The following is a 24,303-nucleotide window of genomic DNA, read 5'->3' as shown; positions in this document are numbered from 1 at the left end:
TTACCCCCCAGAACACTTTCACGATCGACAATCGTGAAAGTCACTCCCGATGACCCGTGCGCCGGTGTACCGGCTCTCCCCTGTTTTGGATGGCCTGGGCTTAAGGATAGTTGGGAATTCGGGAGGTAAAGGCGAGATACGTAATTAGTTGTGGCAAGACCGTTCGTCTGCCAGCGCGGGCCCACGGCAGCCGGGGCCTGCGCGTGACAAAAAAATTATTCGGCGGTGCCTTGCGCGGTTTCCGCAGGATAAGTCGTACGCCACAGCTCGAAGCCGCCGTCCATGCTGTAGACGTCGGAGAAGCCTTGGCTGATCAGGTAGGCCGCAGCACCCTGGCTGGAGTTGCCGTGGTAGCAGACGACGACGGTCGGCGCATCAAGGTCAGCGCCTTGAATGAAAGCGTGCAGGGAATGGTCGTCCAGATGCTTCGAGCCGCTGATGTGCAGCGCGGCGAAAGTCGCCGGGTCGCGTACGTCGACCACGACAGCACCTTGTTCACGCAGGGCCTGGGCCTGTTCCGGGGGGATTCGTTTGAATTCGCTCATGGCGGGTTCCTGTTGCTCGGCTGAAAGCGCAGTCTAGCGCGGTGCGCTGACTGGCGAAGTTTCGGGGATAAGTGGTGCGACAGTTGGCGCGAGTCCGCCGTGTTCGTCGCATTTGCACGACAGCCGTTCGCCGCTGTCGACATTCATCAGGGTTAGGCTGCCGCCCCAGACACAACCGGTGTCGAGCGCCGAGATACCTGGCTCATGGATATTGCCTTCGAGTGCCGCCCAGTGGCCGAAGATGATGCGCAGGCCTTTGGTCTTGCGATCCTTGTGCTGAAACCACGGTTTATATCCGGCGGGTGCTGTGTCGAGGCCTTCCTTGCTCTTGAGGTCGAGTTTGCCTTCGGCGGTGCAGAAGCGCATGCGGGTGAAGTAGTTGGTGATGACGCGCAAGCGTGTCACGCCTTTGAGATCGTTGTCCCATTTCGCCGGATCGTTGCCGTACATGCCGTCGAGGTAGGCGAGCAGCATGTTGTCGTCTCGCAGGGCCGTTTCGACTTCGGCGGCGCACTTCAGTGCGCGGCTCAGCGACCATTGCGGTGGAATGCCAGCGTGAACCATGGCGACATCGCGCTGCTCGTCGTAGTGCATGAGCTTTTGTTGGCGTACCCACTCCAGCAGTTCCGCGCTGTCCGGGGCATCGAGAATCTCGCGCAGGGTGTCGGACTTCTTCAAGCGCTCGATATTTCTAGCCGCTGCCAGCAAATGCAGGTCGTGGTTACCGAGCACGCAGACCAGCGATTCACGCATGCGATATAGAAAACGCAGGGTTTCCAGTGATTGCGGGCCACGGTTGACCAGGTCACCGACCAGCCACAGTCGATCAAGCTGTGGGTCGAACGCCACTTGCTTGAGCAGGCATTTCAGCGGTTCGAGGCAGCCCTGCAGGTCGCCGACGGCATACGTCGCCATCAGTGCAAAGACCCGGGCACGGCGAGGCGGAACGGCTTGATGATGGCGTCGAAATGTTTACCGTCGTCGGCGACCATTTGGTAAGTGCCTTGCATGGTGCCGACCTTGGTGGTCATCACTGTGCCGCTGCTGTAGGTGTGGCTTTTGCCGGCATCGATCAACGGTTGCTGGCCGACCACGCCAGCGCCGCGGACTTCCTCTACATGACCATCACCGTCGGTGATCACCCAGTGCCGCGAAAGTAGCTTGGCAGGGATTGCGCCATTGTTCTGCACAGTGATGGTGTAGGCGAAGGCGAAGCGGTCGTGCTCGGGTTGCGATTGGTCTGCCAGATAGCGGGTGACGACGCTGACATCGACCTGGTAACGGGAATCGGACATGCAAGAGGCCTTAAACGAAGCGGAACGCGGGGCGTAGCTGATGGGGATTCAGTCTAGGCAAGTATCGGGCAGTAAACCAGAGTGGCGTCCTGCCCGATAGCGTTCATCGTTTATCAGTCGGCGGCGGGGGAGGCCGGGACTTGTACCGCGAGCTGGTCGGCCAGACGTACGAACGCGGCCAGATCCAGTTGCTCCGGACGCAAGCTGCCATCGACGCCGGCGGCTTCGATCTCGGCATTGCTGAGCAGTTGCTTGAGAGTGTTGCGCAAGGTCTTGCGGCGTTGGTTGAACGCTTCGCGCACAACGCGCTCCAGCAGCTTGTGATCCTTGGCCGGGTGCGGCAGTACGGCGTGCGGCACCAAGCGGACGATGGCCGAGTCGACCTTCGGCGGCGGGTTGAACGCACCCGGACCAACGTTGAACAGGTGTTCCACACGGCAATGGTACTGAACCATGATCGACAGGCGACCCCAGTCACCACCGCCAGGGCCTGCGGCCAGACGCTCAACCACTTCTTTCTGCAGCATGAAGTGCATGTCGCGAATGATGCCGGCATTGTTCAGCAGGTGAAAAATCAGCGGCGTGGAGATGTTGTACGGCAGGTTGCCAACCACACGCAGGCTGTTTGGCGCGGCGTTGAGCGTGTTGAAGTCGAACTTCAGTGCATCGCCCTGATGCAGGTTGAAGTTGCTCTTTCCGGCAAACTGCTGGTTGAGGATCGGGATCAGATCCTTGTCCAGTTCCACCACGTCGAGTTGTGCGCCGGAGTTGAGCAGGCCGGCGGTCAGTGCGCCCTGGCCCGGGCCGATTTCCAGCAGGCGATCTTCAGACTTGGCGCTGATGGAGCGCAGGATGCGGTCGATGACGCCGGCATCGTGCAGGAAGTTCTGGCCAAAGCGTTTGCGCGCCTTGTGTTGGTATTGCTCGGTCATAAACGGGTCTCGGCCATCTGGTAGGCGGTTTCCAGGGCGACTTGCAGGCTGCCGGTATCGATCTTGCCGCTGCCGGCCAGATCCAGGGCGGTGCCGTGATCGACCGACGTGCGGATGATCGGCAGACCAAGGGTCACGTTGACGGCAGCGCCGAAGCCTTTGTACTTAAGCACAGGCAAACCCTGGTCGTGGTACATCGCCAGCACTGCGTCGCAGTGCTCCAGATATTTGGGGGTAAACAGAGTGTCGGCAGGCAGCGGGCCACGAAGGTCCATGCCCTCGCCGCGCAGGCGCTCTAATGTCGGTTCAATGATGTCGATTTCTTCATGGCCCAGGTGTCCGCCTTCACCGGCGTGCGGGTTGAGTCCGCAGACGAGGATGCGTGGCTGGGCGATGCCGAATTTGTTTTGCAGGTCGCTGTGCAGAATCCGTGTGACCCGCTCCAGCCGTTCTGGTGTGATCGCATCGGCAATCTCGCGCAGGGGCAGGTGAGTGGTGACCAGCGCCACGCGCAAGCCACGGGTGGCGAGCATCATCACCACTTGGGCGGTGTGAGTCAGGTCGGCGAGGAATTCGGTGTGTCCGGAGAACGCGATGCCCGACTCGTTGATCACGCCTTTGTGTACAGGGGCGGTAATCATCCCGGCGAAGTCGCCGTTGAGGCAGCCGTTGCCGGCGCGGGTCAGGGTTTCGAGGACGAACGCAGCGTTGGCCTTATCCAGTTGCCCGGCAACCACGGGGGCGCTCAGCGGCGTATCCCAGACATACAGGCTGCCTGCGGGTGCCGGGGCGTCCGGCCAGTGATTCGGGCCGATATCCAGCAAGTTGACGGCCAGCCCCAGCTGCGCGGCCCGCTCGGAGAGCAGGTCGCGGCTGGTGATGGCAATCAGGGGATGTGGCTGGGCTTGCGAGGCGAGCAGCAGGCACAGGTCGGGACCGATGCCGGCTGGTTCGCCGGGTGTCAGCGCGAAACGCTGGGGTTTCACTGCGCTGCCTGGTCTGCACCAGGGAGTTTGATCTCTACGTACGCTTCGTCACGGATCTGACGCAGCCAGGTTTGCAGCTCTTCGTCGTATTTGCGGTTACGCAGTACGGTCATGGCTTGCTGCTCGCGGGCCTGTTCAGTGCTGTCGGTGGCGCGACGGCCAAGGACTTCCAGAACGTGCCAGCCATATTGAGTCTGGAATGGCTTGGACAGCTGACCTTGTGGGGTCTTGGCCATCACTTCGCGGAATTCCGGAACCAGTGCATTTGGATCGATCCAGTTCAGGTCGCCGCCGTTGAGCGCCGAGCCCGGGTCTTCGGAATAGCTTTTCGCCAGAGTGGCAAAATCTTCACCGGCCAGAATGCGCTCGTACAAGGATTGAACCAGTGCCTTGGTCTTCGCTTCATCGCGAATCGGGCTCGGCTTAACCAGAATGTGACGTACATGCACTTCGTCGCGCATCTGCGCTTCGCCACCACGTTTTGCCAGCAGCTTGAGGATGATGAAACCACCCGGCGTGCGTGCAGGTTGAGTGATGTCGCCAACAGCCATGCTGCTCAACTCGCGGTCGAACGGCGGAGGCAGTTGCGCGGCTTTACGCCAGCCCATGTCGCCGCCTTCCAGTGCGTTGTCGCTGCCGGATTTGGCAACGGCCATCTGGCCGAAGTCAGCGCCTTGCTTGAGTTGCTGGTAAACCTCCATGGCCTGACGGGCAGCGCTCTGAATCGCTTCAGAGTTGGCGCTTTCCGGCGTCGGGATCAGGATGTTGGCCAGGTGCAGCTCTTCGGACAGTTGCATTTTGCCCAGGTCGGAAGCGAGGAAGTTCTTCACTTCCTGCTCGGAAACCTGAATGCGTTCTGCCACGCGACGCTGACGCACGCGGCTGATGATCATCTCGCGTTTGATCTGATCGCGGGCGTCGTCATAGTTCAGGCCGTCGCGAGCCAGAGCAGCACGGAACTGCTCAACCGACATGTTATTGCGCTGGGCAATGGTGCCGACCGCCTGGTTCAGTTCTTCATCGGTGATGCGGATGCCGGAGCGTTCGCCGATCTGCAGTTGCAGGTTTTCGACGATCAGGCGCTCAAGCACCTGTTGATCCAGTACGCCAGGAGGCGGCAAGCCGCCGCCACGCTTGGCGATGGTCTGCTGTACTTCGTGGACGCGTTGATCCAGTTGGCTCTGCATGACCACATCGTTGTCGACGATCGCTACCACTTTGTCGATGGATTGAACTGCGGCGTTCGCCGCAGTACCCAGGAACAGCGCGCCCAGCATCAGCGGGCGCAGACAATCAGAAAGCTTGGTCTTCACGTTCACGATAACCTTGAATGCCTTTGTCGAGGAAGCTCTCTACCTTGGCGCCAGTGAGGCCGCCGAGTCCCTTCAGAACAATTTGGAGGAAGACGCCATGGTCGCCTTTTTCGTTTTGCGGAGCTTCCTGGCTGAACTCGTCATAGGAAACCCAGTAACGGTTGATCAGGCGCAGTTTCCAGCAGCAGTTGTCGTACTCGAAACCACCGAAGGCTTCCAAGGTACGGTTACGGTTGTAGTCATACTGCCAGCGGCTGATCGCGTTCCACTGTGGAACGATCGGCCAGATAACCGAGAAGTCATGCTGCTGGATCTTGTAGTAGTCCTTCACGTAGCCAGGTGTGCCCGGAGTGCCGTAGTCACCACCACCCACCGACCATTTGCCGGTGTTTTGGTCATAACGGACCTGGTCATTGCGATAGCGGTAGCCGGCGTTGATAACCTTGTTCGGGTTGTCTTCAGGCTGGTAGTGGAACATCGCGCTGCCGGAACGTGGGCTGCGGCTGTCCGGATCCCAGTTGTAGTCGGCCGTGGTGCGCCAATCGCGGTTCCAGCGGTATTCGTATTCCAGTGCATATGGCGAAACGTTGGATTTCGCGTCGTCACGGGTTTTGGCATCGATACCTGGCAGTTGAACTTCGCGATCCTTGAAGTACAGAGCCTGGCCGACACTGATGCGTTGACGTTCGAAACCGTCGTCTTCAATCCAGCGGCTGGTCACGCCCAGCGACAGTTTGTTCTCGTCGCCGACACGGTCGGAGCCGGAGAAGCGGTTGTCACGGAACAGCGACGAGTAGTTGAAGGTGTACTCGCTGGTGTCGAATACAGGAATGTCTTCCTGATTCTCCTCGGGCACGTAGAGGTAGAACAGTCGCGGTTCCAGCGTCTGACGGTAGTTCTTGCCGAAGAAAGACGTGTTGCGGTCGAAGTAGAGGCCGCTGTCGATGCTGGCGATTGGCACGCCACGGTTCTGATTGCTACCGAACTTGCCACCTACGTAGTCGGTGCCTGCCGCAGCTGCAGCATTCTGCTGAGCAACGATCTGCGACTTACCGGTACCGTCCAGATCCAGCTGATACTGGGTGTACTGATACTTCAGCGATGGCTTCAAGAAGCCATAGGTCCAGTTCATCGGCAGGCTGACACCCGGCTTCAAATTCAGACGGTCGCCGTTGGCACGGGCCAGGCCTTGAACGTTGGTATCCAGACGCGGTGACGCGTTACCGTTTTCATCGATGAAGTTGCCAGTTTTCAAATCACGATCAAACCGCACAATCTCGGTCTCGTAATCGAAATTCAAACCTTCCGGATGATACGGCAGCTGACCATTGAAGGTGATCTGCGGCAGACGACCATACGGCGTGATGTTCGAAACAGTAGCCAATTGGTACTGCTGAGCATTCAAGCGAGCGGTATAGCTGTCGCCACGATAAGTAACCGCGCCCTGCTGGTTCACGAAGTCGCTGGATTTCACGCCAATCTGGTCAGTCTGCAGATCCTGGAAGTAATAAGGATCGCTGATCTTGGTGTAGTCGACTTCGGTGAGCACACGGGAGTCGAGACCACCCTTGTGCTGCCAGTTGTACATGTAGCGGGTTTTTTCGTAGTCGGTCTGCTTGCTGCGCTCGGTATCGTCATCGTTCAGATACGCCGCACCAAACTGACCTTCACTCGACTTGGTCAGGTAACGGAACTCACCCTCCACCAACATGCCACGCTTGCTCATGTAGCGCGGGTACAACGTGGCGTCATAGTTCGGCGCCAGGTTGAAGTAGTACGGGGTCACCAGCATGAAGCCGGTATCGCTGCCGCTGCCGATGGTCGGCGGCAGGAAGCCCGACTGACGACGGTCGTCGATCGGGAAGTAGATGTACGGCGTGTACAGAATCGGAATGTCTTTTACGCGCAGCGTCACGTTGGTCGCGGTACCGAAACCGGTGGCCGGGTTCAAGGTGATGTTGTTGCCCTTGAGCTGCCAGGCGTTGCTGTTCGGTTCGCACGTGGTGTACGTGCCGTCCTTCAGGCGGATGATCGCGTTTTCGGCACGCTTGGCGTACAGCGCGTTACCGCGGATGCGCGATTTGTGCATCACGTATTCGGCGTTGTCGACCTTGGCTTCACCGGTGTCGAGCTGCACATCGGCGTGGTCGCCGACAATCAGCGCGCCGTTGTCGCGGATACGTACATCGCCATTGAGTTCGGCGCGGCTCTCGGCCTGATACAGGCTGGCCTCGTCGGATTCGACCTGCATGCTGCCCTGACGCAGGACAACATCACCGGCCAGCGTACCGACTTGATCATCGGTGTTATAGCGCGAGGCTTTTGCGCCGATAAAGGTCGGAGCATCGCTTTTGTTCGTCTTGTCATTCATGCCAGGACGAATCGGTTCGATATAGGCACCAGAGCAGTAAGGCCCGGTCTCGGCCAATTGGGCGGCGGTGAGCTTCTCGCGCGGAACCCAGTCGAGGTGACTGAAGTCTTCGCTACGGGATTTCAAACCGCGGCCCTTGGCTTCGGTGACCAGCGCCGTTTTAGGCGCTGTGTCGGCAGCCGAACCGTTCTCGGTCGCCGCTTCGCCCGTAGCACTGACGGCACTGCCGTCATGCACCGGACGCGGCGGCAACGCAGCAGCGGTTGATTTGGGCGCACAGGCCCAACCACCCGAAGCCGAGACGGAGCAGTCATACTGCTCGGCGGCAACAACGAATTGACTGGCCAGAGGTTGCATAGCCAGCAGACTGCCGGTTACCAACAACGGAAATTTTTTACGAAACGCGGGGGATTTCAATGCCATCTTATTAGTCCGGGCTTCCTGCGTGCCATCTGCCCGCGGTGTGGGCCGCACGCCTCTCGATGGTCTGAAAAAGATGCTGGATAATAAAGCATGACCCGCTTGACGGCTAGCGCCGTCGGAGACCCTTGCAATGCCTGACCAAGATGTACGCTTGCAACACCTGAAAGTTTGGCTCGATGAGCAGTTGGCAATCCTGTTTGCAGATCAGGGCTGGGGCACCGTGCCCCCGGCCACGTTGACTGCGGCCAGCAGCGACGCGAGTTTCCGCCGTTACTTCCGCTGGGAAGGCGAGGGGCGCAGCTTCGTCGTGATGGACGCGCCGCCCCCCCAGGAAAACTGCAAACCGTTCGTGGATATCGCTTTTTTGCTGGCGAAATCCGGAATAAATGTGCCGAAAATTTATGCCGAGGACCTCGAGCGCGGATTTCTTTTGCTCAATGACCTGGGCAACCAGACCTATCTCGACGTGATCGATGGCGAAAATGCCGACGCATTGTTCGCCGATGCCTTGCAAGCGCTGCTGGCTTTTCAGCAGTTGCCGATGGTTGCACCGTTGCCGAGCTACGACGTTGCCTTGCTGCGCCGTGAGCTGGAACTGTTCCCTGAGTGGTATGTGAAGCGTGAACTCGGTGTCGAATTCGATTCGACTCAGCAACAGCAGTGGCAGCAGGTTAGTGATCTGCTGATCGACAGCGCACTCGCTCAACCCAAAGTGCTGGTACACCGCGACTACATGCCCCGCAACCTGATGCTCAGCGAACCGAATCCCGGCGTGCTGGATTTCCAGGATGCGGTTTATGGCCCGGTGACCTACGACGTGACCTGCCTGTTCAAGGACGCCTTCCTCAGCTGGCCCGAAGAGCGCGTGCACGGCTGGCTGGAAAATTACTGGCAGCAAGCATCGGCGCTGAACATTCCAGTGCAGCCCGACTTTGAAGACTTCCTGCGCGCCAGCGATCTGATGGGCGTGCAGCGCCATTTGAAAGTCATCGGCATCTTCGCGCGCATCTGCCACCGTGACGGCAAGCCGCGTTACCTGGCCGACGTGCCACGTTTCTTCTCCTATATAGAAGCGGTGATTGCGCGACGTCCGGAATTGGCCGAACTGCAAGCGCTGTTCACCAGCCTGCGGGGTGGAGCAACAGCATGAAGGCAATGATTCTGGCGGCAGGCAAAGGCGAGCGCATGCGTCCGCTGACCCTGACCACGCCGAAACCACTGGTGCGTGCCGGCGGTGTTCCCCTGATCGAATATCACCTGCGCGCCCTCGCGGCCGCAGGATTCAACGAGATCGTGATCAACCACGCCTGGCTCGGTCAGCAGATCGAGGATTATCTGGGTGACGGCTCGCGATTTGGTGTGAGCATTCAGTACTCGCCCGAAGGTGAGCCACTGGAAACCGGCGGCGGGATTTTCCGGGCGCTGCCGATGCTTGGCGATGATGCGTTCCTGGTGGTCAACGGTGATATCTGGACCGATTATGACTTCAGCGTCCTGCACCAGCCGATCAACGGACTCGCGCATCTGGTCCTTGCGGACAACCCGACGCATCACCCGAACGGTGATTTCACGTTGGCCGACGGCCAGGTGATCGATGGCCAGCCTGATGCTGCAACCCTGACCTACAGCGGCATCGCTGTGCTGCATCCGCAACTGTTCGATGGCTGCACCGACGGCGCGTTCAAGCTGGCACCGCTGCTGCGCAAAGCCATGGCGGCTGGCGAAGTGAGTGGCGAGCGCCTGAAAGGGCACTGGGTCGATGTTGGTACGCATGAGCGTCTGGCCGAAGCAGAAACCTTGATAGAAGCGAGTCGCTGACATGTTGTGGCCAGGGACTCTGATTGGAGCCGGAGCGGGTTTTGCAATCGCCAGCATTCCGGGGGCCATGCTTGGGGCATTGTTGGGGCAGGCGCTGGATCGGCGTCTGCACTTGCAGAGCTGGGGACACTTGCGGGAAAAACTCGGCGGTCGGCCGATGCTGCGCAACGACGAACTGTTGTTTGTGTTGCTCGGGCGTCTGGCCAAGAGTGATGGTCGGGTTACCGACGGGCATATCCAGCAGGCGCGCAACGAGATGCGTGCGCTGGAGATGAGTGAGCCGGCAACGCGCCGTGCCATCGCGGCATTCAACCGTGGCAAGTCTGAAAATGACAATCTGCGCGGTTATCTGCGGCGCTTGAGCGCGCAGCCCCATGCGGCCGAGGGTGTCTTGCGTGCGTGCTGGCGGATGGTCTGGGCCGATGGTCGTGCCGGCGTCAGCGAGCGTGAATTGTTGGCGCAGTGGGGCAAATGGCTGGGCTGGACAACGCATCAGGTGCAGGCGCTGGCCAGTGATTACGAACCGGGCAAGCGTCCGATCGTCAGTGCTGCAGTGAGCTATCAGGAGGCGATGCGTTTATTGGGCGTGTCGGCGTCCAGTGAGCCGGCGCAGATCAAGCGGGCCTATCGGCGCCTGCTCAGTCGTCATCATCCGGACAAGATTGCCGGAACGGGGGCGACGCCAGCGCAGGTGCGTGAAGCGACTGATAGAACCCGGGAGCTGCACAATGCTTACACGTTGATTCGTGAGCGGCGGGATTTTCGCTAGTCGTTAGAGCTGTGTTGGCGGTGATGGCCCCTTCGCGAGCAAGCTCGCTCCCACATTGGATCTGTGTACACAATCCATTGTGGGAGCGAGCTTGCTCGCGAATGAAGGCGCCTCGGTCTTATTCGGTCAGTCTGTGTTCTGCGGATTCAGCCAGCCACGCACCCGGCGGAACAACTGTTCCTGCTCAGCCTTGTTGTCTGGCAAGGCTCTCAGCGCCACTTGGCTGAACGCCGAAGTCTTCAAGCGCTTGCTCGCCTGCATGCGCTCCAGCGCGGCGTTGCGATCCAGCGGCTTGTCCATGTAGAAAATATCTGCGGTCGGCAGCTTCAGGGTTGGCGTCAGCTCGGCCAGTGGCGGTTTGGCCTTGGCTGGCATCTGTGCATCGACCATGACGAATTTCTCTACCTGCGCCGTTTGTTTCTCGCTCAGGTATCGCGCGGCCCAATAGGCACCAGTGCCGTGTCCGAGCACGACAATGCTGCGTGCGCTCTGCTGTTCGGCGTAGGCAATCGCTGCGTCGATGCGCGCGAAGATGCGTTCGGCGTCAGCCTTGGATTGTTCTTCAGTGTTTTCGGCGACCACTTGATCCGCCACTTCGGCTTCACCGCCAGCGGCTTGTTCAATTGGCTGCGCGGTGGTGGAGTCCTTGCTACCTGACTCCGGTGCTTTCGGCGCAACCTGCGCTTCAACCACGCGCGGTGCGATGGCGTCGCTTTGCAGGTCGGGCAGGGTGATACTCAGGCTGCTCCATTGTGCATCCGGCAGTTTGCGCCGCAATGGGCCGATTGCCTGCGGCCAGTCAGCGGTTTCGCCGGCGCCAGGGATGATGATCACCGCGCCTTTGGGCTCGGCGGTGTTGGCCGGTTTCCACAGGGCGAGGAAGCTGTCGCTGCCGGCCTGCAATTGTTGCTGTTCTTGCGCCGGGACTTTACGTTCCAGTGCGGCGGCCTCTTCCTGACTACGCTCTAGCAGTGGCTGGCGTTCGGCCGGTTTTTCTTCTGCCGGTTTTTCCGCCGCAGGAGTGGGGTCGGCGGCGTTGACGGAAAACGCACAGGGCAGGATCAGCGACAGGCACAATGCTGGCATTGCCAGGCGGTAAACAGAGGGCATCGGTTATTCCAGGCCAGAAAGTATCCCGGCAGCCTAATGGGTTGGTCAGAATTTGTCAGTGTATGAGACTTCAATGAAGCGATTTTGCTGCCTGTGGGTTATCGGCTGTTTGTGGTTTCCCTTGATGGGCTGGGCGGCGCCTGCGCCCCCGGCCCACGTTGCGCAATTGTCGGCGGGCCAGCAGCAATGGCTGGCGCAGCACAATGAACTGCGCGTCGGTCTGGTCCTGCAAGCACCGTATGCGCAATACGACCGGCGTTTGCAGCGGCTGTCCGGGGCTAACGTCGAACTGATGAAGTTGTTGGCCAAGACGCTCAATGTCGAACTGAGCTGGCGTAACTTTCAGGATCTCGCACAACTGGAAACCGCCGTGCGCGAGGGCGAGATCGATATCGCTCCGGGCCTGAGTCAAACCCCGAGTGCGTTGCGTCTGTGGCAGTTTTCCGATCCCTACATGCGCGTGCCGCAACTGGTGGTCAGTGAGCAGAAGGCCAGTGGCGTGGTCGATCTGGAGAAACTCGACAGCCAGGTCCGCGTCGCCGTGCGCATGCCCAGCAGCACCGCGGACTATCTGCGCAGCAACTATCCACACCTGAACCTGCAAGGCGTGCCGCTAGAGCGTCAAGCCTTGCAGTTGCTGTTGACGCAGCAGGCCGCCTACGCCGTGGTCGACGAGGCACAACTCGGGCGGTTGTCGGTAGAGCCGGAGTTCGCCGAACTGGTGGTGGTGGGCGATATCGGCCTGCCGCAACTGCTGCGAGTCGGCTCGCGCCGCGATTGGCCGGAGCTGGCCGGCATTGTGCAAAGTGCTTTGCGCGCGATCCCGGCCAAAGATCTGGAGCAACTGCACAACCAATGGCTGCAACCGAAATACCCGCGACTGTCGGAGTCGCCCGGCTTCTGGCAGAACCTCAGTCTGTTGTTTGCGGTGATCCTGCTCAGTTGTGTCGCGATCGTGCTCTGGCAGCGCCGCCAACAGCACAGCCTTGAGCAGCGATTGCTGGCCGCCCGGGAAGACATCGCCTTGCGCGCAGCCAGCGAAGAAGCGCTGCGGTTGACGCAGTTCTCCATCGATCAAAGCACCGTCGGCATCCTCTGGGTTAATTGGGACAGCCATGTGCGCTACGCCAATCGTGCGGCGGAAAACATGCTCGGTTACCCCTCAGGCGGATTGATCGAGCGTCCCCTGATCGACTTCGAGCCGGGACTGCACATGGATCGCTGGCTCAATCTGTGGAAGCGCGCGCGGGCCAGCGAAGAAGGGCCGCTGAGTTTCGAAACCAGTTGCGTGCGCGCCGATGGCAGTGTTTTGCCTGCGGACGTGTCGCTGAGTTTCCTGCGCTTTCGTGACAGCGAATACCTGGTGGTTTACCTCACGGATGTCACCGAGCGCCGCCGTGCACTGGCGGCGTTGCAGGAAAGCGAGGCGCGTCTGCAAGGCATTGCGGCGAATGTGCCGGGGCTGGTGTTCCGTCTGGAGCGGGCGCCAGTGACCGGGCAGATCGACTTTGCCTACATCAGCGAGGGCAGCGAAAGTCTGGTCGGTTATGCCCCGGCCACCATTGCCCATCGCGACATGGGCCTGCGCAGCCTGGTGCATCCCGAAGATAAGGCGAGTTATCACCGCACTCAGGATCAGGCGCTGGACACCGACAGTGACTGGTCATGGCAAGGCCGGATCCTCACGCGTCAGGGCGAGCAGCGCTGGGCCGAGATCAAAGCGATCACTCGCCAACTGGAGGACGGCGCGTACGTGTGGGACGGCATCGTCTGGGACATCAGCGAGAGCAAGCGTATCGAGCTGGAACTGGCGGCCTCCCGCGAGCAACTGCGCGAACTGTCGGCGCACCTTGAAAGCGTGCGTGAAGAAGAGAAGGCGCGAATTGCCCGCGAGGTTCACGATGAGTTGGGGCAGATGTTGACGGTGCTGAAACTGGAAACATCGATGTGCGAACTGGCCTACGCGCAACTCGATCCCGGTCTGAACGAACGGTTGAACAGCATGAAGCGCCTGATCGCGCAGTTATTTCAATTGGTGCGTGATGTGGCGACGGCGCTGCGACCACCGATTCTCGATGCCGGGATTGCGTCGGCAATCGAGTGGCAGGCGCGGCGGTTCGAGGCGCGTACGCAGATTCCATGCCTGGTGCAGGTGCCGGACAATCTGCCGGCGCTCAGTGATGCCAAGGCGATTGGCCTGTTCCGGATCCTGCAGGAGGCGCTGACCAATGTGATGCGCCATGCCCAGGCGCATACTGTGGAACTGACGCTGGCGCTGGAAGGCGACGAATTGTGTCTGACGGTCGCCGATGATGGCGTAGGATTCGTCGCTGCTGCCGGTCGGCCGACTTCGTTTGGGCTGGTGGGCATGCGTGAGCGGGTGCTGATCATGGGCGGGCGGCTGACGCTGGAGAGTGAGCCGGGGGAGGGCACCAGTCTGGTGGTGCGGGTGCCGGTGAGTGAGGTTTGAAGGTTTGTGGTGTTTGGGCTGACGCTATCGCGAGCAGGCTCGCTCCCACAGGGATTGGTGTGTACCTGAAATCTGGAGAAAAGATTTGATCCGTGTACTGGTAGCCGAAGACCACACCATTGTCCGCGAAGGCATCAAGCAATTGATTGGCCTGGCCAAGGATCTGCAAGTGGTGGGCGAGGCGAGCAATGGTGAGCAACTGCTCGAAACCCTGCGCAATGTGCCGTGCGAAGTGGTGCTGCTCGACATCTCCATGCCCGGCGTCAATGGCCTCGAAGCGATCCCGCGCATCCGTGCTCTGAACAATCCGCCAGCGATTCTGGTGCTGTCGATGCATGACGAAGCGCAGATGGCTGCTCGGGCGCTGAAGGTTGGCGCTGCCGGGTATGCGACCAAGGACAGTGATCCGGCGTTGTTGCTCACCGCCATTCGCAAGGTCGCGGCCGGTGGGCGTTACATTGATCCGGATCTGGCGGATCGCATGGTCTTCGAAGTCGGCCTGACCGATGCGCGGCCGCTGCATTCGTTGCTGTCGGAGCGCGAATTCTCGGTGTTCGAGCGCCTGGCCCAAGGCGCCAACGTCAACGACATCGCCCAGCAACTGGCCCTGAGCAGCAAAACCATCAGCACCCACAAGGCGCGTTTGATGCAGAAACTCAACATCACCTCGCTGGCCGAACTGGTCAAATACGCGATGGAACACAAACTCCTCTAAAGATCACCGCGATCAAAACTGTAGGAGTGAGCCTGCTCGCGATAGCGGTGGATCATTCACTGCTGTGGTGGCTGATCCACCGCTATCGCGAGCAGGCTCACTCCTACAGGGGATCTCCATAGCGCCAGAAATTTTGAGCATATCTGTTAGCGACACGCGCTTTTGCTTGTTCTTGCAGCTTGCAGCTCAACCCTCGCCACTGCCTTATCCATTAGCGCCATCCTTGTAGGGCAATCCCTACCCCCAACCTTCCATCCGGCTGAGGCGATTCTCTCCTGCGCCCCGATTTGCGCGCCTGTCAGCAACCACTAGGCTTAATCCACAAGCAGTCATCAACAACAAAGGTGTGGGTATGAGCCAGGTCGAAACAAACGCAGGGGCCAGTGATGTGCTGGTCAGCTTTCGTGGAGTGCAGAAGAGCTACGACGGCGAGAACCTGATCGTCAAAGACCTCAACCTGGACATCCGCAAAGGCGAGTTTCTCACCCTGCTCGGGCCGTCCGGTTCCGGCAAGACCACCAGCCTGATGATGCTCGCCGGTTTCGAAACACCGACCGCTGGCGAGATTCTGCTGGCCGGGCGCTCGATCAACAACGTGCCGCCGCACAAGCGCGACATCGGCATGGTGTTCCAGAACTACGCGCTGTTCCCGCACATGACCGTTGCGGAAAACCTCGCGTTTCCACTGACCGTCCGTGGCCTGAACAAAAGCGATGTCAGTGACCGCGTGAAAAAAGTCCTCAGCATGGTTCAGCTCGACGCGTTCGCCTCGCGTTATCCGGCGCAACTGTCCGGCGGTCAGCAACAACGTGTGGCATTGGCCCGTGCGCTGGTGTTCGAACCGCAACTGGTGCTGATGGACGAACCTCTTGGCGCCCTCGACAAACAGCTGCGTGAACACATGCAGATGGAAATCAAGCACCTGCACCAGCGCCTCGGTGTGACCGTGGTCTACGTGACCCACGATCAGGGTGAAGCGCTGACCATGTCCGACCGCGTTGCGGTATTCCATCAAGGCGAAATCCAGCAGATCGCCCCACCGCGCACCCTCTACGAAGAACCGAAAAACACTTTCGTCGCCAACTTCATCGGTGAGAACAACCGCCTCAACGGTCGTCTGCTCAGCCAGAGCGGCGAGCGCTGCGTGGTCGAGTTGGGCCGTGGCGAAAAGGTCGAGGCGCTGGCGGTCAATGTCGGCCAGACCGGCGAACCGGTGACCCTGTCGATCCGTCCGGAGCGCGTCAGCCTCAACGGTTCGAGCGATCAATGCGTTAACCGCTTCTCAGGGAGGGTGGCGGAATTCATCTATCTGGGCGACCACGTCCGGGTGCGCCTGGAAGTCTGCGGCAAGACCGACTTCTTCGTGAAACAGCCGATTGCCGAGCTCGATCCCGCGCTCGCAGTCGGTGACGTGGTTCCGCTTGGCTGGCAGGTCGAGCACGTACGCGCACTCGATCCTCTTCTAGAGGCGAACTGATCGCCCCGGCAATACCAACACCAACCCTGCACGTGGAGAGAACAATAAATGTTGAGATCCCTGAAGTTCACCGCCCTGACCCTGGGCCTGATGGGTGCGGCAAGCGCAATGGCCGCTGGCCCGGATTTGACCGTGGTGTCGTTTGGCGGGGCGAACAAGGCGGCGCAAGTCAAAGCCTTCTATGCACCGTGGGAAGCGGCAGGTAACGGCAAGATCGTCGCCGGCGAATACAACGGCGAAATGGCCAAGGTCAAAGCCATGGTCGACACCAAGAGCGTGTCGTGGGATCTGGTCGAAGTTGAATCGCCAGAGCTGTCCCGTGGCTGCGACGAAGACATGTTCGAACAACTCGACCCGGCACTGTTCGGCAAGACTGAAGACTACGTCAAAGGCGCGATTCAGCCATGCGGCGTGGGCTTCTTCGTGTGGTCGACCGTGCTCGCTTACAACGCCGACAAGCTGAAAACCGCGCCAACCAGCTGGGCCGATTTCTGGGACACCAAGAAGTTCCCGGGTAAACGTGGCCTGCGCAAAGGCGCCAAGTACACCCTCGAATTCGCGCTGATGGCCGACGGTGTGGCGCCGAAAGACGTCTACAAAGAGCTGGCGAGCAAGGGTGGCCAGGATCGTGCGTTCAAGAAGCTTGATGAGCTGAAGCCAAGCATCCAATGGTGGGAAGCGGGCGCACAACCGCCGCAATACCTCGCTTCCGGTGACGTAGTGATGAGTTCGGCCTACAACGGTCGCATCGCGGCGGTGCAGAAAGAATCCAACCTGAAAGTGGTGTGGAACGGCGGCATCTACGACTTCGACGCGTGGGCCATCCCGAAAGGTCTGGACGCCAAGCGCGCCGAAGCGGCGAAGAAATTCATCGCCTTCTCGGTACAGCCGCAGCAGCAGAAAACCTACTCGGAAAACATCGCCTACGGCCCGGCCAACACCCAGGCTGTGCCTCTGCTGGCCAAGGACGTCCTGAAAGACATGCCGACCACCCCGGAAAACATCGCCAACCAGGTGCAGATCGACGTCAGCTTCTGGGCTGACAACGGCGAGCAACTGGAGCAGCGCTTCAATTCCTGGGCTGCGAAGTAACCCGAGCATACGGACCGAGGGCTTTCCGGATGATCGTTCCCACGCTCTGCGTGGGAATGCCGCCCGGGATGCTCCGCGTCCCTGTGACGCAGAGCGTCACTGGATGCGTTACCACGCAGAGCGTGGGAACGATCAGTACCCAAAGTTCGAGGTAGCGTTCGCCACCTCTGTAACGATCAAAGATTTGCGGAGTACGTCATGGCCATCGCCGTTCCCCTGAACGAGGGCACCAGCCCCACCTTGAAGCAGAAGCTCAAGCGCGCCGAGCGGGTCAACCGCTGGAAGGCTCAAGCGCTGATTGCGCCGCTGGTGCTGTTTCTGTTGCTGGTGTTTCTGGTGCCGATCGTGGCGCTGCTCTACAAAAGCGTCGGCAACCCCGAAGTGGTCGGCGGCATGCCGCGCACCGTGGCGGCCATCGCCAGTTGGGACGGCCGTGGCCTGCCCGCTGAACCGGTCTACAAAGCCGCTGGCGAAGACCTCGCCGAAGCGCGTAAAAACCAGACGCTGGGCGATTTGTCCAAGCGCTTGAACATGGAGTTGGCCGGCTATCGCAGCCTGCTGACCAAAACCGCCCGGGCGCTGCCGTTCGCCAGCGAACCGGCCTCCTATAAAGAAGCACTGGAAGGCCTCGACGAGCGTTGGGGCGACCCGGCCTACTGGCAAGCGGTCAAACGCAACACCAGCAGCATCACGCCTTACTACTTGCTGGCAGCGGTCGATCACCGTATCGACGACCTCGGCGAAATCGCCCCGGCCACCCCGGATCAGGCGATCTACCTCGACATCTTCGCCCGCACCTTCTGGATGGGTCTGGTCATCACCGTGATCTGCCTACTGCTGGCTTATCCACTGGCGTACCTGCTGGCCAACCTGCCGTCGCGGCAAAGCAACCTGCTGATGATCCTCGTGCTGCTGCCGTTCTGGACATCGATCCTGGTGCGCGTCGCCGCGTGGATCGTACTGCTGCAATCGGGCGGTCTGATCAACAGTGGGCTGATGGCCATGGGCATCATCGATAAACCGCTGGAACTGGTGTTCAACCGCACCGGCGTGTACATCTCGATGGTGCACATTCTGCTGCCGTTCATGATCCTGCCGATCTACAGCGTGATGAAAGGCATCTCGCCGACCTACATGCGCGCGGCGATTTCCCTCGGCTGCCACCCGTTCGCCAGTTTCTGGCGGGTGTACTTCCCGCAGACCTACGCCGGTGTTGGCGCCGGTTGCCTGTTGGTGTTCATCCTCGCTATCGGCTACTACATCACCCCGGCGCTGCTCGGCAGCCCGAACGATCAAATGGTCAGCTACTTCGTCGCTTTCTACACCAACACCAGCATCAACTGGGGCATGGCCACCGCGCTGGGCGGGCTGTTGCTGCTGGCGACCGTGGTGCTTTATCTGATTTACAGCTGGCTGGTCGGCGCCAGTCGCCTGCGCCTGAGCTAAGGGGAATTCGAAATGCTGAGTCCTTACATGTCGCCCATTGAACGGGTGTGGTTCTACAGCCTGCGGATCCTCTGCGGCCTGATTCTGTTGTTCCTGATTCTGCCGGTGCTGGTGATTATTCCGCTGTCATTTAACTCGGGGAGTTTTCTGGTCTATCCGCTGCAGGGTTTCTCGCTGCAGTGGTACCACGACTTCTTCGCCTCGGCGGAATGGATGCGCGCACTGAAGAACAGCATCATTGTTGCCCCAGCGGCGACGGTGCTGGCGATGATATTCGGTACGCTGGCGGCGATTGGTCTGACTCGCGGTGACTTCCCCGGCAAAGCGCTGGTGATGGCGCTGGTGATTTCGCCGATGGTGGTGCCGGTGGTGATCATCGGCGTGGCGAGTTATCTGTTCTTCGCGCCGTTGGGGTTGGGTAACAGCTTCTTCTCATTGATCGTCGTGCATGCGGTGCTGGGTGTGCCGTTTGTGATCATCACGGTGTCGGCGACGTTGCAGGGGTTTAACCATAATCTGGTGCGGGCGGCGGCGAGTTTGGGTGCATCGCCGTTGACTGCGTTCCGCCGGGTGACCTTGCCGCTGATTGCGCCGGGGGTGATTTCCGGGGCGCTGTTTGCGTTTGCGACTTCGTTTGATGAGGTGGTGGTGACGTTGTTTCTCGCCGGGCCTGAGCAGGCGACGTTGCCTCGGCAGATGTTTAGCGGGATTCGTGAGAACCTGAGTCCGACGATTGCCGCTGCTGCCACGTTGCTGATCGCCTTCTCCGTCATTTTGCTGCTGACCCTGGAATGGCTGCGCGGGCGTAGCGAAAAACTGCGTACGGCTCAGGTTTAAGGGCCAGGTCAAAAGCCACCCCCTCACCCCAACCCTCTCCCCCATGGGGGCGAGGGGGAAGGGAGCAAATCTTCATGGTTTTCAAAACCTGAATCCGACTTGGTATCGCACGTCGGTGTATCTCCTCCATGCACCTCGGTCAGTCTTTTTACCTTCTGGGGAAAAGGGAGCAGATCGTTGTGCTTTTCAAAACCCGAGTTCGACTCGGTATCTCAAGTCGGTGTACCTCTCACATTCACCTCGATCAGTCCCCTCTCCCTTTGGGAGAGGGCTAGGGTGAGGGGCTCTTGATTTTCTAACCGATCAACCATTCACCACCTGAATAGCAGACAACCCCAAATCCCCAGCTAATCTTGTGCCCAGCTCCCACATCTATAAGAGGCTGCGTACGATGAGTCTGTCCCAGTTCAAAATCGCTCATAAACTGATCACCGGCGCCGCCGCCATCGAACAACTGGCCGCTGAGCTCACGCGTCTGGACATCGACAATCCACTGATCGTCACCGACGCCGCGCTGGTCAAGTCCGGCACCGTCGAGCTAGCGTTGGTGCAACTCGGTGGGCGCGACTACGAGATTTTCGATCGCGTACTGCCCGACCCGGAAATTGCCATCGTCGAAGACTGCATGCGTGTTTACCGCGAAGGCGGGCATGACGGTTTGATCGGCCTCGGTGGCGGCAGCGCCATCGACATCGCCAAGAGTGTTGCTGCATACGCCGGTTACCACGGCGCACTGGAGGATCTGTTCGGTGTTGACCAGGTACCACGCAAAGGCCCGCCGCTGATCGCGATTCCGACCACCGCTGGCACCGGCTCCGAAGTGACCAACGTCGCGATTCTCTCGGACAAAGTCGCACAGTTGAAGAAAGGCATCGTCAGCGACTTTCTATTGCCGGACGTGGCGCTGGTCAGCCCGCAGATGACCCTGACCTGCCCACGCAGTGTCACCGCCGCCAGTGGCATCGACGCCTTGGTGCACGCCATCGAGTCCTATCTGTCGGTGAATGCCTCGCCGATCACCGACTCTCTGGCCCTTGGCGCCATCAAGCTGATCGCCAAAGCGCTGCCCAAGGCCTACGCCAATGGCGCCAACCTGCAGGCCCGCGAAGACATGGCCACCGCCAGCCTGATGGCCGGCATGGCGTTCGGCAACGCCGGGGTCGGCGCGGTGCATGCGCTGGCGTATCCGCTGGGCGGGCGCTTCAACATCGCTCATGGCGTGAGCAATGCGTTGCTGCTGCCGTATGTCATGACCTGGAACAAGATGGCCTGCGTCGAACGCATGCAGGATATTGCCGAAGCCATGGGGGTGAAGACCGCTCATTTGAGTGCAGCCGAAGCGGCAGACAAAGCTGTGCAAGCGATGACCGATTTGTGCGCGGCCGTGGAAATCCCGGCCGGGCTGCGTAGTTTCGGCGTGCCGGAAGAGGCGATCCCGGCGATGGCCGTGGAAGCCGCGGGCATTGAGCGGCTGATGCGCAATAACCCGCGCAAACTCAGTGCTGTCGATATCGAGAAGATCTACCGCGCGGCGTATTGAGTCAGCGCCGGTCATCGGTCATGGCATAACCCAATCATCGCGGTCACGGTGCGCGCTTGGAAACTTGAGGTATACAATGCGCGCCATCGTGATTTAGCTCAGAAAAGGTGCGTCATGCAGCCCTTCGTAATTGCTCCGTCGATTCTCTCCGCCGACTTCGCCCGCCTCGGCGAGGAAGTAGACAACGTTCTCGCCGCTGGCGCCGACTTCGTCCACTTTGACGTCATGGACAACCACTACGTGCCAAACCTGACCATCGGTCCGATGGTCTGCGCGGCATTGCGCAAGTACGGCGTTTCCGCGCCGATCGACGCGCATCTGATGGTCAGCCCGGTGGATCGCATTGTCGGCGACTTCATCGAAGCCGGCGCCACCTACATCACCTTCCACCCGGAAGCCACGCTGCACGTTGATCGTTCGCTGCAACTGATCCGCGAAGGTGGCTGCAAATCCGGTCTGGTATTCAACCCGGCGACCCCGCTGGATGTGCTCAAGTACGTGATCGACAAGGTCGACATGGTCTTGCTGATGAGCGTCAACCCGGGCTTCGGCGGGCAGAAGTTCATTCCTGGCACCCTCGATAAACTGCGCGAAGCGCGGGCAATCATCGATGCCTCGGGCCGTGACATCCGCCTGGAAATCGATGGCGGCGTCAACGTCAACAACATCCGCGAAATCGCCGCTGCTGGCGCTGACACCTTTGTTGCCGGCTCGGCAATCTTCAATGCGCCGAACTATCAGGAAGTCATCGACAAGATGCGTTCCGAACTGGCGCTGGCGCGCCCATGAGCGGTTTTGAGCAGCTGTTCCCGGGAAAACTGCCACGGCTGGTGATGTTCGATCTGGATGGCACACTGATCGACTCGGTTCCGGACCTGGCAGCCGCCGTGGACACCATGCTGCTCTCCCTCGGCCGTCAACCGGCGGGCATCGATTCGGTGCGCGAGTGGGTTGGCAACGGCGCGCCAGTACTGGTGCGCCGTGCGTTGGCCGGTGGTATCGATCATTCGGCGGTGGATGACGTCGAAGCCGAGCACGCGCTGGAAGTGTTCATGCAAGCCTACGGCGCCAGCCATGAGCTGACCGTGGTCTATCCCGGCGTGCGCGACACTCTCAAGTGGCTGCACAAGCAAGGCGTGGCCATGGCGCTGATTACCAACAAACCGGAGCGTTTCGTCGCGCCGCTGCTGGATCAGATGAAGATCGGCCGCTACTTCAAGTGGATCATCGGTGGCGATACCCTGCCGCAGAAAAAGCCTGATCCGGCAGCGCTGTTCTTTGTGATGAAAATGGCCAACATCCCGGCCTCGCAATCGCTCTTCGTCGGCGACTCGCGCAGCGATGTGCTGGCGGCGAAAGCGGCGGGGGTCAAATGCGTGGCGCTGAGCTATGGCTACAACCACGGTCGACCGATTGCCGAAGAATCACCGGCGCTGGTCATCGACGATCTGCGCAAGCTAATTCCCGGTTGCCTAGGTTCGGCCGCTGAGATAACGTTGCCCGACGCTGCTCAATCCCATTCTGGAAACGCCATCGTGGTGGTCACTCGCAAACTCTGGATGAAAGTCATCAAGGCCCTGGCCCGCTGGCGTTGGCGCGCCTGACTTGTTCCTGGCCGGCCTGCCGGCGCGTTTGCATACCTGACTGATTTGCCCCTCACACCACGAGGCACCTTATGATCCGCGAAGAATTCCTGCGCTTGGCCGCTGACGGCTACAACCGCATTCCGTTGGCCTGCGAAACCCTGGCCGACTTCGACACGCCGCTGTCGATCTACCTGAAACTGGCCGACCAGCCCAACTCCTACCTGCTCGAATCGGTGCAGGGTGGCGAGAAATGGGGCCGTTATTCGATCATCGGCCTGCCGTGCCGCACCGTGCTGCGCGTTCACGACCATCACGTGAGCATCACCGTTGATGGCGTCGAGACCGAAAGCCACGATGTTGAAGATCCGTTGGCCTTCGTCGAAACCTTCAAGGCGCGCTACAACGTGCCGACCATCGCCGGTCTGCCGCGCTTCAACGGTGGTCTGGTCGGTTACTTCGGTTACGACTGCGTGCGTTATGTCGAGAAGCGCCTGGGCAAGTGCCCGAACCCGGATCCACTTGGCGTGCCAGACATTCTGCTGATGGTTTCCGACGCCGTCGTGGTGTTCGACAACCTCGCCGGCAAGATGCACGCGATCGTGCTCGCCGACCCTGCGCAGGCGGATGCCTTCGAACAAGGTCAGGCGCAACTGCAGGCATTGTTGGAAAAGCTCCGTCAGCCGATCACCCCGCGCCGTGGCCTGGACTTCAGCAAGCAACAAGCGGCTGATCCGGTGTTCCGTTCGAGTTTTACTCAAGACGATTACGAAAAAGCCGTCGACACCATCAAGGAGTACATCCTTGCCGGTGACTGCATGCAGGTCGTGCCGTCGCAGCGCATGTCGATCGACTTCAAGGCTGCGCCGATCGATCTGTACCGCGCTTTGCGTTGCTTCAACCCGACGCCGTACATGTACTTCTTCAACTTCGGCGACTTCCACGTCGTTGGCAGTTCGCCGGAAGTGCTGGTGCGGGTCGAAGACAACCTGATCACCGTGCGCCCGATTGCCGGCACGCGCCCACGTGGCGCCACGGAAGAAGCGGATGTGGCGCTGGAAGAGGACTTGCTGTCGGACGACAAGGAGATCGCCGAGCACTTGATGCTGATCGATCTGGGTCGCAACGACACCGGGCGCGTGTCGGAAATCGGCTCGGTGAAGCTCACCGAGAAAATGGTTATCGAGCGCTATTCCAACGTGATGCACATCGTCTCCAACGTCACCGGCCAGTTGAAAGCCGGGCTGACGGCGATGGATGCACTTCGAGCGATTCTGCCGGCGGGCACCTTGTCGGGCGCGCCGAAGATTCGCGCGATGGAAATCATCGACGAACTGGAGCCGGTCAAGCGTGGAGTGTATGGCGGCGCGGTGGGTTACTTCGCCTGGAACGGCAACATGGACACCGCGATTGCGATTCGTACGGCGGTGATCAAGAACGGCGAACTGCACGTGCAGGCTGGTGGCGGTATCGTCGCCGACTCGGTGCCGGCACTGGAATGGGAAGAAACCCTGAACAAACGCCGCGCGATGTTCCGCGCCGTGGCCCTGGCCGAGCAAACCCCGGAAGCCTGAACTCACG

General features: G+C 60.2%; 21 protein-coding genes. 13 read left to right on the top strand and 8 right to left on the bottom strand.

Going from position 1 to position 24,303, the window contains the following annotated elements; all coding sequences use genetic code 11:
- Nucleotides 1–215: 215 nt before the first annotated feature.
- The 7 genes from glpE to CKW14_RS23400 form a co-directional block, all read right to left on the bottom strand.
- Complete coding sequence (gene glpE, locus CKW14_RS23430; RefSeq protein WP_095126219.1) at nt 216–545, bottom strand: thiosulfate sulfurtransferase GlpE; 330 nt, start codon at nt 543–545, stop codon at nt 216–218.
- A gap of 33 nt (nt 546–578) precedes the next feature.
- Nucleotides 579–1,460, bottom strand: coding sequence for a symmetrical bis(5'-nucleosyl)-tetraphosphatase (locus tag CKW14_RS23425; protein ID WP_095126218.1), 882 nt, complete (start codon nt 1,458–1,460; stop codon nt 579–581).
- The gene (gene apaG / locus CKW14_RS23420) at nt 1,460–1,840 is read right to left on the bottom strand and encodes a Co2+/Mg2+ efflux protein ApaG (protein ID WP_095050313.1); all 381 of its coding nucleotides are present in this window, start codon (nt 1,838–1,840) and stop codon (nt 1,460–1,462) included. The genes CKW14_RS23425 and apaG overlap by 1 nt, the downstream gene beginning before the upstream one ends.
- Before the next feature lie 113 nt (nt 1,841–1,953).
- The gene (gene rsmA / locus CKW14_RS23415) at nt 1,954–2,772 is read right to left on the bottom strand and encodes a 16S rRNA (adenine(1518)-N(6)/adenine(1519)-N(6))-dimethyltransferase RsmA (RefSeq protein WP_095122616.1); all 819 of its coding nucleotides are present in this window, start codon (nt 2,770–2,772) and stop codon (nt 1,954–1,956) included.
- Nucleotides 2,769–3,758 (bottom strand): 4-hydroxythreonine-4-phosphate dehydrogenase PdxA, encoded by a 990-nt coding sequence (gene pdxA / locus CKW14_RS23410; RefSeq protein ID WP_095050315.1) that lies wholly within the window; start codon nt 3,756–3,758, stop codon nt 2,769–2,771. The genes rsmA and pdxA overlap by 4 nt, the downstream gene beginning before the upstream one ends.
- Nucleotides 3,755–5,077 (bottom strand): peptidylprolyl isomerase SurA, encoded by a 1,323-nt coding sequence (gene surA, locus CKW14_RS23405; protein ID WP_176471329.1) that lies wholly within the window; start codon nt 5,075–5,077, stop codon nt 3,755–3,757. The genes pdxA and surA overlap by 4 nt, the downstream gene beginning before the upstream one ends.
- Complete coding sequence (locus tag CKW14_RS23400; protein ID WP_095126217.1) at nt 5,052–7,865, bottom strand: LPS-assembly protein LptD; 2,814 nt, start codon at nt 7,863–7,865, stop codon at nt 5,052–5,054. The genes surA and CKW14_RS23400 overlap by 26 nt, the downstream gene beginning before the upstream one ends.
- A 130-nt stretch (nt 7,866–7,995) precedes the next feature.
- On the opposite strand from CKW14_RS23400, the gene CKW14_RS23395 reads away from it, so the two are divergent.
- Genes CKW14_RS23395 through CKW14_RS23385 form a run of 3 tightly spaced genes read left to right on the top strand, consistent with a single transcriptional unit; the run spans nt 7,996 to nt 10,452 of the window.
- Nucleotides 7,996–9,015: an aminoglycoside phosphotransferase family protein gene (locus CKW14_RS23395; RefSeq protein WP_095050317.1), complete on the top strand. Its 1,020-nt coding sequence runs from the start codon at nt 7,996–7,998 to the stop codon at nt 9,013–9,015.
- A complete protein-coding gene (gene murU, locus CKW14_RS23390) occupies nt 9,012–9,683 on the top strand; it encodes an N-acetylmuramate alpha-1-phosphate uridylyltransferase MurU (RefSeq protein WP_095050318.1) in 672 nt (223 codons plus the stop codon). Before CKW14_RS23395 ends, murU begins: the two co-directional genes overlap by 4 nt.
- Nucleotide 9,684: 1 nt before the next feature.
- Nucleotides 9,685–10,452, top strand: coding sequence for a TerB family tellurite resistance protein (locus CKW14_RS23385; RefSeq protein ID WP_093441918.1), 768 nt, complete (start codon nt 9,685–9,687; stop codon nt 10,450–10,452).
- A 126-nt stretch (nt 10,453–10,578) separates the two neighbouring features.
- Here CKW14_RS23385 and CKW14_RS23380 read toward each other — a convergent pair whose 3' ends face one another.
- A complete protein-coding gene (locus CKW14_RS23380) occupies nt 10,579–11,562 on the bottom strand; it encodes an alpha/beta hydrolase family protein (RefSeq protein WP_095126216.1) in 984 nt (327 codons plus the stop codon).
- Between the two features lie 73 nt (nt 11,563–11,635).
- Here CKW14_RS23380 and CKW14_RS23375 point away from each other — a divergent pair, with 73 nt between their 5' ends.
- The 10 genes from CKW14_RS23375 to trpE all read left to right on the top strand — a co-directional run bounded on the left by CKW14_RS23375 (nt 11,636) and on the right by trpE (nt 24,296).
- Complete coding sequence (locus CKW14_RS23375; protein ID WP_095050320.1) at nt 11,636–14,032, top strand: PAS domain S-box protein; 2,397 nt, start codon at nt 11,636–11,638, stop codon at nt 14,030–14,032.
- Between the two features lie 85 nt (nt 14,033–14,117).
- The gene (locus tag CKW14_RS23370; RefSeq protein WP_093441901.1) at nt 14,118–14,747 is read left to right on the top strand and encodes a response regulator transcription factor; all 630 of its coding nucleotides are present in this window, start codon (nt 14,118–14,120) and stop codon (nt 14,745–14,747) included.
- A 352-nt stretch (nt 14,748–15,099) separates the two neighbouring features.
- Nucleotides 15,100–16,224, top strand: coding sequence for an ABC transporter ATP-binding protein (locus CKW14_RS23365; RefSeq protein WP_095126215.1), 1,125 nt, complete (start codon nt 15,100–15,102; stop codon nt 16,222–16,224).
- A 48-nt stretch (nt 16,225–16,272) separates the two neighbouring features.
- Complete coding sequence (locus CKW14_RS23360) at nt 16,273–17,316, top strand: ABC transporter substrate-binding protein (protein WP_038363355.1); 1,044 nt, start codon at nt 16,273–16,275, stop codon at nt 17,314–17,316.
- Between the two features lie 198 nt (nt 17,317–17,514).
- Nucleotides 17,515–18,762 (top strand): ABC transporter permease, encoded by a 1,248-nt coding sequence (locus tag CKW14_RS23355; RefSeq protein ID WP_093441896.1) that lies wholly within the window; start codon nt 17,515–17,517, stop codon nt 18,760–18,762.
- Nucleotides 18,763–18,774: 12 nt separating this feature from the next.
- Complete coding sequence (locus CKW14_RS23350; protein ID WP_008084123.1) at nt 18,775–19,599, top strand: ABC transporter permease; 825 nt, start codon at nt 18,775–18,777, stop codon at nt 19,597–19,599.
- Between the two features lie 391 nt (nt 19,600–19,990).
- A complete protein-coding gene (locus CKW14_RS23345) occupies nt 19,991–21,139 on the top strand; it encodes an iron-containing alcohol dehydrogenase (protein WP_095050322.1) in 1,149 nt (382 codons plus the stop codon).
- A 114-nt stretch (nt 21,140–21,253) separates the two neighbouring features.
- Nucleotides 21,254–21,928: a ribulose-phosphate 3-epimerase gene (rpe, locus tag CKW14_RS23340; protein WP_095126214.1), complete on the top strand. Its 675-nt coding sequence runs from the start codon at nt 21,254–21,256 to the stop codon at nt 21,926–21,928.
- Complete coding sequence (locus tag CKW14_RS23335; RefSeq protein ID WP_038363360.1) at nt 21,925–22,743, top strand: phosphoglycolate phosphatase; 819 nt, start codon at nt 21,925–21,927, stop codon at nt 22,741–22,743. Before rpe ends, CKW14_RS23335 begins: the two co-directional genes overlap by 4 nt.
- 71 nt (nt 22,744–22,814) lie before the next feature.
- Complete coding sequence (gene trpE / locus CKW14_RS23330; protein WP_095112702.1) at nt 22,815–24,296, top strand: anthranilate synthase component I; 1,482 nt, start codon at nt 22,815–22,817, stop codon at nt 24,294–24,296.
- Nucleotides 24,297–24,303 lie beyond the last annotated feature (7 nt).

The organism is Pseudomonas sp. Irchel s3a12 (genome assembly GCF_900187485.1).
In the GTDB taxonomy this organism is placed as follows: domain Bacteria; phylum Pseudomonadota; class Gammaproteobacteria; order Pseudomonadales; family Pseudomonadaceae; genus Aquipseudomonas; species Aquipseudomonas neuropathica.
The sequence above is the reverse complement of the archived record's forward strand: the minus strand, read 5'-3'. Positions and strand labels throughout refer to the sequence as shown.

What these genes read in the sequence shown, in the direction of transcription:
- rsmA (WP_095122616.1), bottom strand. Translation starts at nt 2,772, where the DNA reads ATGACCGAGCAATACCAACACAAGGCGCGCAAACGCTTTGGCCAGAAC.
- CKW14_RS23395 (WP_095050317.1), top strand. Translation starts at nt 7,996, where the DNA reads ATGCCTGACCAAGATGTACGCTTGCAACACCTGAAAGTTTGGCTCGAT.
- murU (WP_095050318.1), top strand. Translation starts at nt 9,012, where the DNA reads ATGAAGGCAATGATTCTGGCGGCAGGCAAAGGCGAGCGCATGCGTCCG.
- CKW14_RS23345 (WP_095050322.1), top strand. Translation starts at nt 19,991, where the DNA reads ATGAGTCTGTCCCAGTTCAAAATCGCTCATAAACTGATCACCGGCGCC.
- CKW14_RS23350 (WP_008084123.1), top strand. Translation starts at nt 18,775, where the DNA reads ATGCTGAGTCCTTACATGTCGCCCATTGAACGGGTGTGGTTCTACAGC.
- CKW14_RS23365 (WP_095126215.1), top strand. Translation starts at nt 15,100, where the DNA reads ATGAGCCAGGTCGAAACAAACGCAGGGGCCAGTGATGTGCTGGTCAGC.
- rpe (WP_095126214.1), top strand. Translation starts at nt 21,254, where the DNA reads ATGCAGCCCTTCGTAATTGCTCCGTCGATTCTCTCCGCCGACTTCGCC.
- CKW14_RS23360 (WP_038363355.1), top strand. Translation starts at nt 16,273, where the DNA reads ATGTTGAGATCCCTGAAGTTCACCGCCCTGACCCTGGGCCTGATGGGT.
- glpE (WP_095126219.1), bottom strand. Translation starts at nt 545, where the DNA reads ATGAGCGAATTCAAACGAATCCCCCCGGAACAGGCCCAGGCCCTGCGT.
- CKW14_RS23335 (WP_038363360.1), top strand. Translation starts at nt 21,925, where the DNA reads ATGAGCGGTTTTGAGCAGCTGTTCCCGGGAAAACTGCCACGGCTGGTG.
- CKW14_RS23385 (WP_093441918.1), top strand. Translation starts at nt 9,685, where the DNA reads ATGTTGTGGCCAGGGACTCTGATTGGAGCCGGAGCGGGTTTTGCAATC.
- CKW14_RS23380 (WP_095126216.1), bottom strand. Translation starts at nt 11,562, where the DNA reads ATGCCCTCTGTTTACCGCCTGGCAATGCCAGCATTGTGCCTGTCGCTG.
- CKW14_RS23400 (WP_095126217.1), bottom strand. Translation starts at nt 7,865, where the DNA reads ATGGCATTGAAATCCCCCGCGTTTCGTAAAAAATTTCCGTTGTTGGTA.
- CKW14_RS23425 (WP_095126218.1), bottom strand. Translation starts at nt 1,460, where the DNA reads ATGGCGACGTATGCCGTCGGCGACCTGCAGGGCTGCCTCGAACCGCTG.
- CKW14_RS23355 (WP_093441896.1), top strand. Translation starts at nt 17,515, where the DNA reads ATGGCCATCGCCGTTCCCCTGAACGAGGGCACCAGCCCCACCTTGAAG.
- trpE (WP_095112702.1), top strand. Translation starts at nt 22,815, where the DNA reads ATGATCCGCGAAGAATTCCTGCGCTTGGCCGCTGACGGCTACAACCGC.
- CKW14_RS23375 (WP_095050320.1), top strand. Translation starts at nt 11,636, where the DNA reads ATGAAGCGATTTTGCTGCCTGTGGGTTATCGGCTGTTTGTGGTTTCCC.
- apaG (WP_095050313.1), bottom strand. Translation starts at nt 1,840, where the DNA reads ATGTCCGATTCCCGTTACCAGGTCGATGTCAGCGTCGTCACCCGCTAT.